Source organism: Pseudomonas sp. SD17-1 (genome assembly GCF_029201585.1).
Taxonomy (GTDB): domain Bacteria; phylum Pseudomonadota; class Gammaproteobacteria; order Pseudomonadales; family Pseudomonadaceae; genus Aquipseudomonas; species Aquipseudomonas palmensis.
The window spans coordinates 693,509-707,588 of the sequence record NZ_CP104044.1; the positions used below are offsets into that span (position 1 = coordinate 693,509).

Here is a 14,080-nt window from a genome sequence, read left to right on the forward strand (position 1 = left end):
TTCCGTATCTCTGAAGACCACTGATCGCAGATGGGCGATGCAGACATCTGGTCATCTCACGTCGTCGATCCAGGCATTCCACATGGACCGACCTGATGCCTCATGGTACGACCTACGGGAGCATTTGCTGGCGTTGGTGAGTAGCACCGTTGTGACTGCTGATGACGGCCACCCACTACGCGATTGGGGGGGCTTGTACCGGTACGTTCGGTTTACCCCTTCGCCCGTGTTCGCAACTCATGGTGAGGCGTTGAATGCGGCAACAGAACCGGTGATTGCCCCGATGACCTTCGATGTGCTTTCGCAGCTTTACATGGCTGATCGTGGTGGGGAGCAGAAGCCCACGACCTTGAAGGAGACGACCCTGTGCCACAAAGTCATCTCAGAGCATCTGGACGGGTTGGATTTGAGAAGCCACTCCAGAGCAGACCTTGTGGAATTCCGGGAGCGTTTGTCGAAAGGTCGGATGCCTTCGACTGTGAACAAACTGATTGTGAAGCTTTCGGCGGTATTTGCGTGGGCGGTAGAGAATGGCCACCTGACTAGGACCTATGACAAAAAGCTGAAGCTGACCAAAGGACTGGAATCCACACGTAAAGCCTTCTCGCAGGCTCAAATGACTCGGCTAATGGGATATGCCAACAAGCTGCCTGAGCTATCTTGGAAACGCTGGCTGCTCACCCTAGGGGCAATCACAGGGGCAAGGTTGAACGAGATTTCACAACTAACCACTTCTGACATCCTGACACTTGAATCAGGGATCGTTGCTATCCACATCAACGAGAACGGGGAAGGTAAGTCGATAAAAAACAAGCAAAGCGAGCGAATGGTGCCTTTGATTGATGGTGCATATGGATTCAACCTTGCCACGTTCTTACGTTATGTTGAATCATGTAAGGTCAACAATCCAGGTGTACTTGCACAGATTGGGTATAGAGGTGGTGGTGAATGGGCAAACCAACAAGCAATCCCTGAGGCTCTTGGTAGTGATCACAAGGTTGGTCTGACATATCACTCCATGCGACATTCATTGGCAACCCTCATGCAAGTAAAGGGAGTGCCAGTACTCCATGCTCAAGCACTACTTGGGCACGCGTCAGGTACAATCACCTTTGATACTTATGGTGCTGGGGTTCCTGTGGACGTGATCGAGAAGATGTTGAAAGCTGTGTTTACCCAAGCTGATCTTGAGTAAATGTCGGAAAAAATAGTTGACTAACAGTGCAAAGAACGCATGTAACGTATTGACAAGTTGGAATGTTTCTTGATATAATATGCATATATTTAAAGGTTAAACCTAAGTTCTTTACAGGGTTGCCCAACCTTTCTTTCAATATTCTCTTGCACCGCTCACCGATGTTGCTGAACAACTGTAGTTAATGGCCTTTCCTCTCTGGCATACGGTTGTTTCTGCCATGGTTCTCACCATGGTGGCACACATTTCTCCTTTTCCCTCTCGTTCACTTCATTGTGGCGAGAGGTTTTCTATTGTCTTTCGGAATATTCGTTCGATAGATGCTATTACACTTAATTATATGGAGGTTTCAATTATGGAACACGCTCGACTGTGCCTGAAATGCAGGGCGCCACTAATCAATAAACGGTCTGACGCTGTTACTTGCAGTGGCAAATGCAGGAGTCAGAGGTGGCGGGCATTGAATGAACAATCAGTGTTGATCCCCTTTCGTCTGTCTACTTCTTTACACGTTGGTTTGTTCCTAGCGGCCTATGCAGCTGACCAAGGCATAGACGCCTACTTGACTTCATTGGTGAGCAATCACCTAACCAGCAACATTTAAAGGAACCTACAATGACTAACAAAGAAATTTACCAGCGAATGAAGTACTACAAAAGCCTTCGTTCAGCAGCAGCCAGTACAGGCAATAGAAGTGAGCATCAACGATGCAATGATGTTCTCGGACTTTTGTCTACGCAGATTACAGCAGGAGCAAGGTATGAACGTTGATTAATTAATCAAAGGAGTTCTGCGTGCAAACGCTAATCGTGAAAAAAGGCAGTCCAAGCAACACACAAACACTGTGAGCAAGCCAGCCAGCGTTGAGCCAATGTCAAGTGAGCATGCATCAGTGTTGGCTGTCGCGCCCACGTTTGATCTGGAGCTATACCGTACTGAAATAATTAGCAAAGCTATTGCACACACCATGAACAATCAACAAGAAGGAAATGAGTAAATGAAAGAAGAAAAAATCGTTATCAAAGGAACACCCCCTGCATGGGATCAAGCTGAGTATGAGCGTCGGGTGGAGGAGTGGGTTAGGGTTTATCGAGGTACTGAGAAGTCAATGGAACTTGTGAGCGGGAGTCTCGGTCATGAATTTCTACAAGCGGTGATCGACAAAGCAAAACAAGGTTACACAATCACTCACACCAAACGTCTAAACCACGGAGAGCTTTACCACTCTACTTTCATGGTGAAACCTCAGTCAATTCAAGAAGAGGATATTGCCAATATTAAGGTAGAGCAAAAGCAAAAATACGTTGCTCACCTAGAAGCTGAACATGCACGATATCAAGACTTGCTCAGACAGCAATTGATTCAAACGAGGCAAGAGAAGGAAGCTAAGGCCGCCGAACTAGTAGAGGCAAAGAAGCTAGCCGAGATCGAAAAAAAGGTTCTGGCTTGCTACAAACCATTGGTCATCCCTAAATGACGATCAACGAGAGCTAGGGTCAATAACAATGGACAAAACAGGAAGCTTCCTACTGGTTAACGCTTGTAGGAAGCTTGTTTGTTTCTCAAGAACATACGTTTTACCCCGATAACATTGGAGAAGATGGTGATGGTGTTAACCACACATGATGTTCGCACTGAAAACTTTGTTATTCCTCAACGGATAAGACGTTTAATCTCAGTTCTTTACGGATTGTTATGGATGATGGCTCTGTAACGCTCGCTGATGGGGCTAAGAGAGCTTTTCTTTGATTTGACACCCTAGGGTAGCGGGGAAAGGTTAGTGTCGCTAAATGGGCTTAGCTTTGCATCAAAGGAAAGAACCTGAATCTAATTGATAATTGCTTGCATCCATGGGTTTGGTTCTGTATAATGCGCACCCTCATTCCGGCACACTATTCTCCACGCGACCGCTTTCATTAAACGAACTGCGCATCGTAGGGGTTTTTGCCGTGCCTGCGGTTTGAGCAATTACACCCACACCAAACGGCACCACCGAGAGGAATGCCTATGAACTGAAACAGACAATAGAGGAACTACAATGGAGATTCAAAATACCGCTGCTTCAAAATCCTTTGACAGCGAGCGCGCTGCAAACGATGAAGCTCGCACCGAGAAAGTCTTGGCATTGCACTTGAAAGGTATGTCACGTCGGAAAATTTCTGCTGCCACAGGTGAAACTGAACATTTCATCCGCAAGGTAGTTGAAGGGGTTCCTGTAACTGACAAGCTACCGACAACGGCGTTCGACAAGTCAGTAAAGCGAGCCTACGAACTTTCCACCCGAGAACAAGGGGTGAAAGATTACGAACTCCGTGGTGTTTTGCATTCTGAATATGGTTGTACGTGGAACTCTTCTGAAGGGCGCTACGAAAGCCGGTTTGACAAAGACAACATCAAGCGAGTCAAAGGGAAGGTTCGGGATCAGGCGGTCACCAATTGCCAAAATGCCAAGTTCATTCCCGACTGGATTGATTATTCAGCTCCAACTGCAAGCCGCGTAGCTCTTGAGCAAGCTGCGAACGTGCTTTCTTCCCGCCTTGATGAACTGATGAATGAATTCATGTTTGAGTTTAGCGACAATGACAGCAGCGAAGCTGTGAGCAAGCAACGATTCGCAGCTCGGCGTCATATCCTCAAGCTTATGAGCGGGCTTGGTCAAGAACCTATCCCCGCACTGCTCGAACGAACAAAAAATGTCACTGATACTCTTGATAGTAGCTTTGACAGCCCAGCTTTGCAGCAAGCCGTTCGGCGGAAGTCGGTCGATAAATTCATTCCTGAACCCAACACACGTGACTACTTCCTTGACTTCGTTCAGGAACAAGGGTGGTTGAGAGTGGCGGCATGATCGCCCATTCACCCAGTCGCGCCCCCCATACCTTAGAGTGGGCGAGAAGGTGTGAGCGAAGCGGATTCGGTTTCTTGTCCGTTGAACGGACGGTAGGTTTTCTTCAGGGTGGCCACCCTGTGTAGATGTGTGACGGGTCATAAAACGAGAGATGGGTAAGAAACCCATCAGAACCTAAAAGCATGAATACTCTGTGTGTACACACAGGATGATTGAAGTTTCTGTGCAATAGCACAGAAGAAGATCAAGAGCAGGACAGGCTTCGCTGATCTGTCTTCCTAGAGCATTCGCCTGTCGGCTCACTGCGGACACTAGGTCTATAGTGGCAGCCATGCGACCGTTTACGGTCAATGAATCACCTCTACCGCACAGGGTGATGACTGCCACCTTCCTTGCGCATGCAAGATATCTACTATTCTTCAGTAAGACGATGGACGTATGTCCAACATCGGTTGGAAGGCAATCCGGAACGTTTGGTTTTCACCAATCTGCAACCACGTCGCAACTTCCCTTTTGAATTGGGTATTCTGTGAACATGGCCCCGCTCCTTGTGGGTCTGCTCCTACACCGATAAGTCGTCTACCCGGCTTTATGTGGAAGCTTGCCTTTTCGTTATTGTCCAGTCGTGCAACGAGTTGCCCGTCAACGAATATCCCGAAAAAACAGTGACCGGCTTGGGCAGCGCTTTCACGCACAACAGTGACAGTCGCGTCCTTCCCATGTTCTTCGGTTTGAAGTGCCAGCAATCGGTTGCCCGGTGCAGGTAAAGCTTCACCAACCGTTGGCGGGGCTGCACAGCCGCTCAGCGTTGCAATAATGACAGCGGTAATCAATGGTCGCATGAATCCTTTCCTTTTGAGCATAAATATACAAATACTATTTGATTGTCACACATAGGAAGTCGTAAAAATCGATTAAATTTGTTTCTCCTTCATACACTTTGCGCGCTGACTTTCTGCGAAGTCATGAGCGACAAGACCAGCACGCTCAGGACTTGAAAGTTCTACCATGAAAGCTTCGTCGATCAACCTGTACTGATTCATACGACTATTAATATCTGCCATATGATTGTCTACCATCTCTTTCAACTTATATTTTGGCGTGGAGAGTTGGCGAAGCTCCATCGTACTATATGCTTGGTAGCGCATTGCGTCACACAGTGCTGCCACCGCTTCAGTTTCAGATTGAGAACCGCTATTTTGAGTGGCATACACCGTGGCATTGGTTATACAGAGAATAGCCAGTAAGAGCGCGTTTTTTGCTTTCATAGAAACTCCTTTTTAAAGAGACCTCTGGCCGTGAGGTGCCCATTGGTGGCTGTCGCATCTGGTCATAGAAACGGAGAAAGTAAGATTATCCCTTTTTCAGATATCCGAAAAGGGGATATAACTTGGCGAGCTACCCCTTGTAGCCATTCGACCATGCCCAAAACGATCTATCGACCGGAGCACCAAGCCCTATTGAACCTCCTGAAGAGGTACCGGGCAGAAGCTGGATTGACACAGGTGCAGTGCTCAAAGGCGCTGAACCGCCCTCAATCGTTCATGAGCGATGTGGAGAACGGGACACGGCGTCTGGACATCGTGCAGCTTCGTGACCTATGTGTGGTGCTTGGAATCAGTCTGATGGAACTGGTACAGGAGCTAGAGATAGCAATAAAAGCAGACTCTTGAATGAGTCAACACGCCAAAGTGCAGGCTCAACGTCGATCAAGTGTCGCTACGCTTGGATGGGAATACCATAGGAACTCCGAACTGAAAGCAGAATGTACTACCTGACTATCGTCTCGGCACCACCATTCAGCTCGAAAGGTGCGATACCTACTTTCAATCCTGGGAATCTGTGGTAAGCAGTTTTAACTGTTAGTTTTGAACGATCCTGGGATAGGGGCAATAATTGGAATTTCGGCCTCCACTGGAGACAATTCGGCAAGCGAAGCCGCCCAAATGCTTAATTTTTCCATACAAGAATGAGCATAACTTAGCGAGTCTAGGGCTGTAACCGCTTCGGCTTTTTCGATTATGTTATGAAAGCGCGCGCGTCGGAGTGAAGGGTCGTCAAAGTGCTTGCCTGAAGTACGGTCAGCTTTTAATTTTCCTGGTTCAGAAGGCAACGGTAACTTTACGAAAGGCAATGACTCCGCGTTAGGTAGTTTGACGATTCCTGTAATGGCATAGAGCGTTGCTCCCGCTGTTGCTAATGGAGCTGCATGAATTATTAAATTCCGGTAACTACCAAGGGTGTCCAGCCAGTTTCCCGGAGAGGACACTTCTTGAATTTCTACCCCATGTGGGTCAGTTGGAGGATTTTTTCTCCAGTGGCTACATAGAGCGCCAATGCTTGTAATGTTTGCTGAACCTGTAGGCTTAACATACCAGTAAAATTCGATGAGATAATCTCGGAGAGTGCAAGCATCAATCAGAAAAGTTTGGGCTGCTAGGTAGCAGAGCTCTGTATAGCCGTCAAGGAACCGTTGACCATCCTTGAAGTCTGCCGACTGCAATTTGGAGTTCAACTGATCCATATACGCTTCTGATAGCTGTCGGACTCGCCACTCACAGCTCCTGAACTGATGAGAGATACGTGTGGCTATGTCATAAAGTTGGCTATCATTTTTTTTAAAAGCACCATTTGCAATAAAGGACCAATCTCTACCTTGATCCCATGTGAGCCAGCCGGAGCCTAAAGACGGTTTGACGCGCCATTCAGGCCGTGCGTGTGCGTGTGGTCCGGTGAAGAAATCGCATCCTACGACCTCTAATCCGAGGTTTCTAATGTCTGAAAATAGAGAGGTGTAGTTGTTAATTTCAATGGCTTTCTTTTCGCCAGTCATGTCGCCTGGATAGAGAAAGTTACACGACTTGTCATAACTTAGAACCCTGATACCACCACTGATATGAACTTCGCGTGCCGCTAGCCACTCCATGAGACTCTCCTTAATGATTTCGGTTTGTGTCGCCACAGCAACCAGCATCACACGATATACCAAAGTAACATATCAATGCTGCTACATCCGGATACGGTTTTCTACCAATCTCAATTGTGATCGGAGGTGGTGTCAACATTCCAATTCCATGATGACGATGATCGCACCTGTCCTGCGTGTTCATGTTGGTGGGGAGTCACCGCTTGGTGCTTCTACCGATTTGGGTATACATCAGGGAGCACACCCACATGCCACCTACGGATAGCTTTTTTGTACCTTTATAAGTCAATTGACAACCCTAACAAGTACGATAATAATCAGTACACCTATAACGGTACAGGAATCAAAGCGTCATGTTCATTCGTGCCTATCTTCGCGCCTCGACAGATTCCCAGGACGCCAGCCGAGCAAAAGGCGCGTTGGTAGAGTTTGCCTCAAACCATGGTCACAAGATCGCTGCCTTCTACACAGAGAATGAGTCAGGTAGCAAACTGGATCGACCAGAGTTGTTCCGCCTGCTAGAAGACAGCCACAAAGGCGACGTGCTGTTGATTGAAGGTGTGGATCGTTTGTCACGCTTATCACAAAGTGACTGGGAAAAGCTGAAGAAGCGCATTGCAAACAAGAACGTGACTGTCGTATCCCTCGACCTCTCCACCAGTCACGCGGTGCTGAAGCCAGAGAAGAACATGGATGATTTCACTAAGGGGATGATTGCCGCTGTGAATGGCATGCTGCTTGATATGTTGGCTGTAGTCGCACGCAAGGACTATGAAGACCGCCGCCGTCGCCAAGCGCAGGGTATTGAGAAGGGGAAGGCCAACGGTGTCTACAAGGGCCGTCAGGTGGATCAGGAGCTTCATGCTCGCATTAAGGCTTGTCTTGCATCCGGCAACAGTCTTCGTAAAACAGCGACCATCGTTGGCTGTGCTCTGAGCACCGTGCAACGAGCGATGAAGAGTTAACCCGCCCCGAGGTTTCTACCCCAATTTGAAGCGCTAGGTCTGACCCTATGGAGTAGTGGCGGGTAGATAGAGATCGTTGATTCTAGGCCGCTGTAGCCCTAGGCTCTGTCTGAAATTCGGAGAAACTGAACTCCCGCGCCGCGAGCGCTGAGATTTTGTAAGGTTTTCAGCCATCTATGGAAAGGACTCCTGTGATGGCTAAGCGCTACGAGCTTTCGGATGAAGCATGGGATGTGGTCGCGGATCTCTTCACCCCGACCCACACCAGAGGCAGACCACGATCAAGTGATCGTCTGATGCTAGATGGCGTGCTGTGGTTGTTGCGCTCAGGTGCTGCTTGGCGGGACATGCCCGAGTGTTTTGGACCCTGGCGGACGGTTTATCACCGCTTTCGCGTTTGGCGAAACCGAGGAACATTCGATCAGATGCTCAAGCGATTACATCTCAAACTCAATGATCAAAGGCTCATTGACCTGCAGACCTGGATGATCGATTCAACCGCTGTCCGTGCAACCCGCGCCTCGTCAGGTGCAGGTAAAAAAGGGGGCCGGATGAACCCGCTGATCACGCTCTAGGCCGCAGCCGCGGTGGCCTCACCACCAAGATTCATATGCTCTGCGACGCCAACGGCGTGCCCCTGCGCTTTCTCCTTTCTGGCGGTCAAGTCAGCGATATCAGTTATGCACAGCCATTGCTGGATGACGTCTGTATCCAGTCGAGCAAACGCGGCCGACCTCGCAAGCGCTGCCGTTGGCTTTTGGCTGACAAGGGCTACGACGCTGATGCACTGCGGCGTTTTTGTGACCGATACCGCATGCAACCGGTTATTCCTTTGCGTTCGATGAAGCGTAAACCCAAGCCTGGATTGCCCCGCCTGTTTGATCGTCCCAAGTACCGCCAGCGTAACGTGATCGAGCGCATGTTCGGCTGGCTGAAAGAGAACCGACGAGTCGTGACACGCTTCGACAAGCTCGCAAAAAGTTATGGCGCGATGGTCTCGCTGGCTTGTGTCATGCGGTGTATACGACACCTTTTTTCAGACAGAACCTAGGATAGAGCCATATAAATCTCCGCCTGAAGGTGGTCTGCGGGATTTTGGAGAATTGGCGACACCCCAGCCTTCTAGCCAGCCTACAGGCTAGGCGGTGCCACTATCCCGCTGGGGATTTCCCCAATTTTAGTAATGTACACAAATGAAAAAGCAGCCCCACAAATCTGTGGGGCTGCTTAAGGTTAAGAGTGCGTCAGCACCGCTAACCCTGTCTCCACTCTGTAGGCCCCTGCTCTCCAGGCATCACCAGTGCTTCATAATGAGTGATCCCAGCTGCTCTTGCCGCAGAAGCTACGGTTTCTTTCGTGTACCGAATAGCCGACTCGATTGTATTTCCCGGTAGAAACCAAGCAGTCCACAAAGTGGTGAGCTTGTGCTTGGTATAGTTCCGCCCCTTTAGAAAGTCATAAAATCTAGCTCTTGCAGCTGGAGTTACGTTTCCATTCAAATCGACTGTAAGTGTTACATGGATGGTCATGACCATTCACCTCGCGCTTTGTTCGACTGGGAAACCAGGGAAGCTGCAAGCGCCTTTGTATCGGCGCTATACTTATTGCTCTGGAGTACCTGACCGGCTTTGGCTTCCATTGCCGCGCTCGTCTCCTTCCCAGTGCTCGACTGAGCTAGGGCTGAAGCTGCAAGGCTCTTTGCGGTAGCTGAAGCCTTCGGGGTGCGAAGGGTTTCAGATGCCAATTTGGCCATTTTTGCTGAGGACTGCTTGGGATTTTTTGGCATAACAGTGTTACCTATTTGGAGTTGACTTGGTCAGCTCCAAGGGATTGCCGCCCAGCAGCCAGCGGTTGACGTAATTGTCAATCTTTGGCCCAATGCAAATCCCCTTGGGGCTAACGGTTAACTACTGTTGGTTTCAGACGGTGCGGGTGGTTGCGCTTCGGTCTCCTACAACTTAGAACGCAATCACTCGCAGATTTTCTTCCACCAAGCCTCGTCCGAGGCCAGTAGCAGCTCAGAACCCAACCTACCTGTGGATAACCAACATGTAGTGTTTTGCTGTGCTTGAGATACAAGATAATGCGGTCATTGGGGCATTGCAAGGTCGTGCCCTGTGGATAACTTGTGCGTAGTTTGTGAGTGATCTTGGTCAACGCCTCGTAGGCCGCGTCTTAGCGTCAAGTGACCGTCTGTCACCCTTTTTTTCACCGGACAACTTTATCCTGCGGAGAATTTTCGGGCGCGCACCCATATTCAAATGCAACGGCTCTCTGGGCCAACATCCCTGTAGCTCAATGCCTTTTGGCGGGGACTGGTAGATGCCGGGCGCCGACGTGATATCCGGCGTCCGTCTTTTGGCAAAACCACCTGAGCGCACTAAGTCGACAGACCTGGCTCCACTAGCTCTCTCAAAACGGGAAAGGTCTGATGTAGGGGAGAGCCGATGACTATGTGTGCATATTCCTGCGTGTTCTGCCTTTGAAAACATAGGCCTGTCTATTGGTGTCACAACCCCTGTCACAAGTCGTTGCGATGGCCCCCTCGATGTCGGTAGCATGGGGCACCCTTACTCCCTGTAGATTCTCAGTCGGCAAAACTCATCGTGTGCGACTCGCCCATCAGCAGGGGCGCGTTGCGCTCGGTCACGTCGCGGATGTAGTCCCACAGCAGCGTGATGCGCTTGAGCTTGCGCAAGTCTTCCCGGCAGTACATCCAGAACTGCCGGGTAATCTCCACTTCCCCCGGCAGCACCGGCACCAGCCGCGGGTCCTGTGCGGCCAGAAAACACGGCAGGATGGCCAGCCCGCGACCCTGCTGGGCCGCCACGTACTGGGCGATCACGCTGGTGCTGCGCAGGTGTGCGGTGGCGGTGGGCAGCAGGTTGGCCAGGTACAGCAGCTCGGAGCTGAATGCCAGGTCGTCCACGTAGCTGATGAACGGGTGCCGGGCCAGGTCGCTGCTGCGCAGGATCGGCTCGTGGTTGTCCAGGTAGTCGCGGGTGGCGTACAGGCGCAGGCGGTAGTCGCACAGCTTGCAGCACACATAGGGTCCGTGTTCCGGGCGCTCCAGCGCGATCACGATGTCGGCCTCGCGTTTGGACAGGCTGATGAAGTGCGGCAGCGGCAGGATATCCACCGAGATCGCCGGGTAGGCATCGACAAAGTGGCTCAACTGCGGGGTGATGAAGAAGCTGCCAAAGCCTTCGGTGCAGCCCATGCGCACATGCCCCGACAGCGCCACGCCCGAGCCGGACACCTGCTCGCAGGCCATGTGCAGGGTGCTCTCGATGGCCTCGGCATAGCTGAGCAGGCGCTGCCCCTCGGCGGTGAGCACGAAGCCGCTGGTGCGCGACTTTTCGAACAGCAACGTGCCCAGCGCCACCTCCAGCGAACTGATGCGCCGCGACACCGTGGTGTAGTCCACGCCCAGGCGCTTGGCCGCGCTGCTGGCCTTGCGCGTGCGCGCCACTTCGAGGAAGAACTTGAGGTCGTCCCAGTTCAGCGACCCCAGGGATGTGATGTTTTTTTGCATGTTGGTCCGGCTTTTATGTGCGTTCTTATTAGAAGTTTGCACATCTATACTCCAATTCAGCCCAGGACCCAAGCACCGTCGCGGCTGCCGCGTCGGCGTTTCTCTCCCTAACAATAAATCCAGGAGAACCCCTCATGAACGCATCCCTCACGCCCGGCCAGACCAAGGTCGACAGCGTCAAGCTGCTGATCGACGGCCAGTGGGTCGAGTCGAAAACCACCGAATGGCGCGACGTGGTCAACCCGGCCACCCAGCAGGTGCTGGCCCGCGTACCCTTTGCCACCGCCGAAGAAGTCGATGCCGCCATCGCTGCCGGCCAGCGTGCGTTCAAGACCTGGCGCGACACCCCGATCGGCGCGCGCATGCGCATCATGCTCAAGCTGCAGGCGCTGATCCGCGAACACTCCAAGCGCATCGCCGTGACCCTGAGCGCCGAGCAGGGCAAGACCATCGCCGACGCCGAAGGCGACATCTTCCGCGGCCTTGAAGTGGTCGAGCATGCGTGCTCCATCGGCACCCTGCAGATGGGCGAGTTCGCCGAGAACGTGGCCGGCGGCGTCGATACCTACACCCTGCGCCAGCCCATCGGCGTGTGCGCCGGCATCACCCCGTTCAACTTCCCGGCAATGATTCCGCTGTGGATGTTCCCGATGGCCATCGTGTGCGGCAACACCTTCGTGCTCAAGCCGTCCGAGCAGGACCCGCTGTCGACCATGATGCTGGTGGAGCTGGCGCTGGAAGCCGGTGTGCCGGCCGGCGTGCTCAACGTGGTGCACGGCGGCAAGCAGGTGGTGGATGCGCTGTGCACCCATACCGACATCAAGGCGATCTCGTTCGTCGGCTCCACCGAGGTCGGCACCCACGTGTACAACCTGGCCGGCCAGCACGGCAAGCGCGTGCAGTCGATGATGGGCGCCAAGAACCACGCTGTGGTGCTGCCCGACGCCAACCGCACGCAAACCCTCAATGCCCTGGTAGGTGCCGGTTTCGGCGCTGCCGGCCAACGCTGCATGGCCACCTCGGTGGCGGTGCTGGTGGGCAAGGCCCGCGAATGGCTGCCGGAGCTCAAGGCCCTGGCCGCCAAGCTCAAGGTCAACGCCGGCAGCGAGCCTGGCACCGATGTGGGCCCGCTGATCTCCAAGCGCGCCAAGGAGCGTGTGCTGGGCCTGATCGAAAGCGGCATCAAGGAAGGCGCCACCCTCGAACTCGATGGCCGCGACGTGCAGGTGCCCGGCTACGAGCAGGGCAACTTCGTCGGCCCCACGCTGTTCTCCGGCGTGACCACCGACATGCAGATCTACACCCAGGAAATCTTCGGCCCGGTGCTTGTGGTGCTGGAGGTCGACACCCTCGACGAGGCCATCGCGCTGGTCAACCGCAACCCGTTCGGCAACGGCACCGGCCTGTTCACCCAGAGCGGCGCCGCGGCGCGCAAGTTCCAGAGCGAGATCGACGTGGGCCAGGTGGGCATCAACATTCCGATCCCGGTGCCGGTACCGTTCTTCAGTTTCACCGGTTCGCGCGGCTCCAAGCTGGGTGACCTGGGCCCCTACGGCAAGCAAGTGGTGCAGTTCTACACCCAGACCAAGACCGTCACCGCGCGCTGGTTCGACGACGACAGCGTCAACGATGGCGTGAACACCACCATCAGCCTGCGTTAAGGAGTCGACCATGCGTATTGCATTCATCGGGCTGGGCAACATGGGCGCGCCGATGGCGCGCAACCTGATCAAGGCCGGCCATCAGCTCAGTCTGTTCGACCTGAACAAGGAGGTACTGGCAGAACTGGCCGAACTCGGCGGGCAGATCAGTGCCTCGCCCAAGGACGCGGCCAGCGCCAGCGAGCTGGTCATCACCATGCTGCCGGCCGCTGCCCATGTGCGCAGCGTGTACCTCAACGAAGACGGCGTGCTGGCCGGCGTGCGCGCCGGTACCCCGGTAGTGGACTGCAGCACCATCGACCCGCAGACCGTGCGTGCGGTGCATGCAGCGGCGGCCAGGCAGGGTGTGGACCTGGCCGATGCACCGGTGTCGGGCGGCACCGGCGGCGCGGCGGCGGGTACCCTGACCTTCATGGTCGGCGCCAGTGAGGCGCTGTTCGCCACCCTGCAGCCGGTGCTGGCGCAGATGGGGCGCAACATCGTGCACTGCGGCGAGGTGGGTACCGGGCAGATCGCCAAGATCTGCAACAACCTGCTGCTGGGCATCTCGATGATCGGCGTGTCCGAGGCCATGGCCCTGGGCAATGCCCTGGGCATCGACACCAAGGTGCTGGCCGGCATCATCAACAGCTCCACCGGGCGTTGCTGGAGTTCGGACACCTACAACCCGTGGCCGGGCATCGTCGAGACGGCGCCGGCATCACGCGGGTACACCGGTGGCTTTGGTGCGGAGCTGATGCTCAAGGACCTGGGGCTGGCCACCGAGGCGGCGCGTCAGGCGCACCAGCCGGTGATTCTGGGCGCGGTGGCGCAGCAGCTGTACCAGGCGATGAGCCTGCGCGGGGAGGGTGGCAAGGACTTCTCGGCGATCATCGAGGGCTACCGCAAGCCCGAGTAGAAAGCATCGCGGGTCAAGCCCGCTCCCACAGGGACTGTGCTGTACCTGTGGG

The 14,080-nt window shown here is 53.4% G+C and carries 13 protein-coding genes; 8 read left to right on the forward strand and 5 right to left on the reverse strand.

Features of this window, described 5'->3' with window-relative positions; translation table 11 throughout:
* Positions 1-82 precede the first annotated feature (82 nt).
* From N0B28_RS03135 to N0B28_RS03145, 3 genes are all read left to right on the forward strand, one after another.
* Positions 83-1,195, forward strand: coding sequence for a tyrosine-type recombinase/integrase (locus N0B28_RS03135; protein ID WP_275730294.1), 1,113 nt, complete (start codon positions 83-85; stop codon positions 1,193-1,195).
* Positions 1,196-2,192: 997 nt separating this feature from the next.
* Positions 2,193-2,672, forward strand: a complete 480-nt coding sequence (locus tag N0B28_RS03140; RefSeq protein ID WP_275730296.1) for a hypothetical protein — start codon at positions 2,193-2,195, stop codon at positions 2,670-2,672.
* Positions 2,673-3,233: 561 nt separating this feature from the next.
* Positions 3,234-4,043 carry a hypothetical protein gene (locus tag N0B28_RS03145; RefSeq protein WP_275730298.1) on the forward strand — a complete coding sequence of 270 codons (810 nt, stop codon included), beginning with the start codon at positions 3,234-3,236 and terminating at the stop codon, positions 4,041-4,043.
* Between the two features lie 419 nt (positions 4,044-4,462).
* On the opposite strand, the gene N0B28_RS03150 is transcribed toward N0B28_RS03145, so the two are convergent.
* Positions 4,463-4,885, reverse strand: a complete 423-nt coding sequence (locus N0B28_RS03150; RefSeq protein ID WP_133215165.1) for a hypothetical protein — start codon at positions 4,883-4,885, stop codon at positions 4,463-4,465.
* A 72-nt stretch (positions 4,886-4,957) separates the two neighbouring features.
* Positions 4,958-5,311 (reverse strand): hypothetical protein, encoded by a 354-nt coding sequence (locus N0B28_RS03155; RefSeq protein WP_275730302.1) that lies wholly within the window; start codon positions 5,309-5,311, stop codon positions 4,958-4,960.
* A gap of 153 nt (positions 5,312-5,464) precedes the next feature.
* Between N0B28_RS03155 and N0B28_RS03160 the strand changes: the two genes are divergently transcribed.
* Positions 5,465-5,716 carry a helix-turn-helix transcriptional regulator gene (locus tag N0B28_RS03160; protein WP_275730304.1) on the forward strand — a complete coding sequence of 84 codons (252 nt, stop codon included), beginning with the start codon at positions 5,465-5,467 and terminating at the stop codon, positions 5,714-5,716.
* A gap of 182 nt (positions 5,717-5,898) precedes the next feature.
* Here the strand turns inward: N0B28_RS03160 and N0B28_RS03165 are convergent, their stop codons facing one another.
* Positions 5,899-6,969 (reverse strand): hypothetical protein, encoded by a 1,071-nt coding sequence (locus tag N0B28_RS03165; protein WP_275730305.1) that lies wholly within the window; start codon positions 6,967-6,969, stop codon positions 5,899-5,901.
* A 353-nt stretch (positions 6,970-7,322) separates the two neighbouring features.
* On the opposite strand from N0B28_RS03165, the gene N0B28_RS03170 reads away from it, so the two are divergent.
* Together N0B28_RS03170 and N0B28_RS03175 are read left to right on the forward strand one after the other, a co-directional pair.
* Positions 7,323-7,934 (forward strand): recombinase family protein, encoded by a 612-nt coding sequence (locus tag N0B28_RS03170; protein WP_275730308.1) that lies wholly within the window; start codon positions 7,323-7,325, stop codon positions 7,932-7,934.
* A 194-nt stretch (positions 7,935-8,128) separates the two neighbouring features.
* Positions 8,129-8,985, forward strand: a protein-coding gene (locus tag N0B28_RS03175; RefSeq protein ID WP_275730310.1) for an IS5 family transposase whose coding sequence is annotated in 2 segments (ribosomal slippage) — positions 8,129-8,477 and positions 8,477-8,985 — 858 coding nt in all. Because the reading frame shifts where the segments join, the coding sequence is not laid out codon by codon here.
* A 474-nt stretch (positions 8,986-9,459) separates the two neighbouring features.
* Here the strand turns inward: N0B28_RS03175 and N0B28_RS03180 are convergent.
* On the reverse strand, positions 9,460-9,720 hold the full coding sequence (locus N0B28_RS03180) for a hypothetical protein (protein ID WP_275730312.1): 261 nt from the start codon (positions 9,718-9,720) through the stop codon (positions 9,460-9,462).
* 801 nt (positions 9,721-10,521) lie between these two features.
* The gene (locus tag N0B28_RS03185) at positions 10,522-11,469 is read right to left on the reverse strand and encodes a LysR family transcriptional regulator (RefSeq protein WP_043860715.1); all 948 of its coding nucleotides are present in this window, start codon (positions 11,467-11,469) and stop codon (positions 10,522-10,524) included.
* A gap of 134 nt (positions 11,470-11,603) precedes the next feature.
* Here N0B28_RS03185 and N0B28_RS03190 point away from each other — a divergent pair, with 134 nt between their 5' ends.
* Together N0B28_RS03190 and mmsB are read left to right on the forward strand one after the other, a co-directional pair.
* Complete coding sequence (locus N0B28_RS03190; protein WP_043860714.1) at positions 11,604-13,130, forward strand: CoA-acylating methylmalonate-semialdehyde dehydrogenase; 1,527 nt, start codon at positions 11,604-11,606, stop codon at positions 13,128-13,130.
* A gap of 10 nt (positions 13,131-13,140) precedes the next feature.
* Complete coding sequence (mmsB, locus tag N0B28_RS03195; RefSeq protein WP_043860713.1) at positions 13,141-14,028, forward strand: 3-hydroxyisobutyrate dehydrogenase; 888 nt, start codon at positions 13,141-13,143, stop codon at positions 14,026-14,028.
* Positions 14,029-14,080 lie beyond the last annotated feature (52 nt).

What these genes read in the sequence shown, in the direction of transcription:
- N0B28_RS03185 (WP_043860715.1), bottom strand. Translation starts at nt 11,469, where the DNA reads ATGCAAAAAAACATCACATCCCTGGGGTCGCTGAACTGGGACGACCTC.
- N0B28_RS03140 (WP_275730296.1), top strand. Translation starts at nt 2,193, where the DNA reads ATGAAAGAAGAAAAAATCGTTATCAAAGGAACACCCCCTGCATGGGAT.
- N0B28_RS03170 (WP_275730308.1), top strand. Translation starts at nt 7,323, where the DNA reads ATGTTCATTCGTGCCTATCTTCGCGCCTCGACAGATTCCCAGGACGCC.
- N0B28_RS03160 (WP_275730304.1), top strand. Translation starts at nt 5,465, where the DNA reads ATGCCCAAAACGATCTATCGACCGGAGCACCAAGCCCTATTGAACCTC.
- N0B28_RS03165 (WP_275730305.1), bottom strand. Translation starts at nt 6,969, where the DNA reads ATGGAGTGGCTAGCGGCACGCGAAGTTCATATCAGTGGTGGTATCAGG.
- N0B28_RS03180 (WP_275730312.1), bottom strand. Translation starts at nt 9,720, where the DNA reads ATGCCAAAAAATCCCAAGCAGTCCTCAGCAAAAATGGCCAAATTGGCA.
- mmsB (WP_043860713.1), top strand. Translation starts at nt 13,141, where the DNA reads ATGCGTATTGCATTCATCGGGCTGGGCAACATGGGCGCGCCGATGGCG.
- N0B28_RS03155 (WP_275730302.1), bottom strand. Translation starts at nt 5,311, where the DNA reads ATGAAAGCAAAAAACGCGCTCTTACTGGCTATTCTCTGTATAACCAAT.
- N0B28_RS03145 (WP_275730298.1), top strand. Translation starts at nt 3,234, where the DNA reads ATGGAGATTCAAAATACCGCTGCTTCAAAATCCTTTGACAGCGAGCGC.
- N0B28_RS03190 (WP_043860714.1), top strand. Translation starts at nt 11,604, where the DNA reads ATGAACGCATCCCTCACGCCCGGCCAGACCAAGGTCGACAGCGTCAAG.
- N0B28_RS03135 (WP_275730294.1), top strand. Translation starts at nt 83, where the DNA reads ATGGACCGACCTGATGCCTCATGGTACGACCTACGGGAGCATTTGCTG.
- N0B28_RS03150 (WP_133215165.1), bottom strand. Translation starts at nt 4,885, where the DNA reads ATGCGACCATTGATTACCGCTGTCATTATTGCAACGCTGAGCGGCTGT.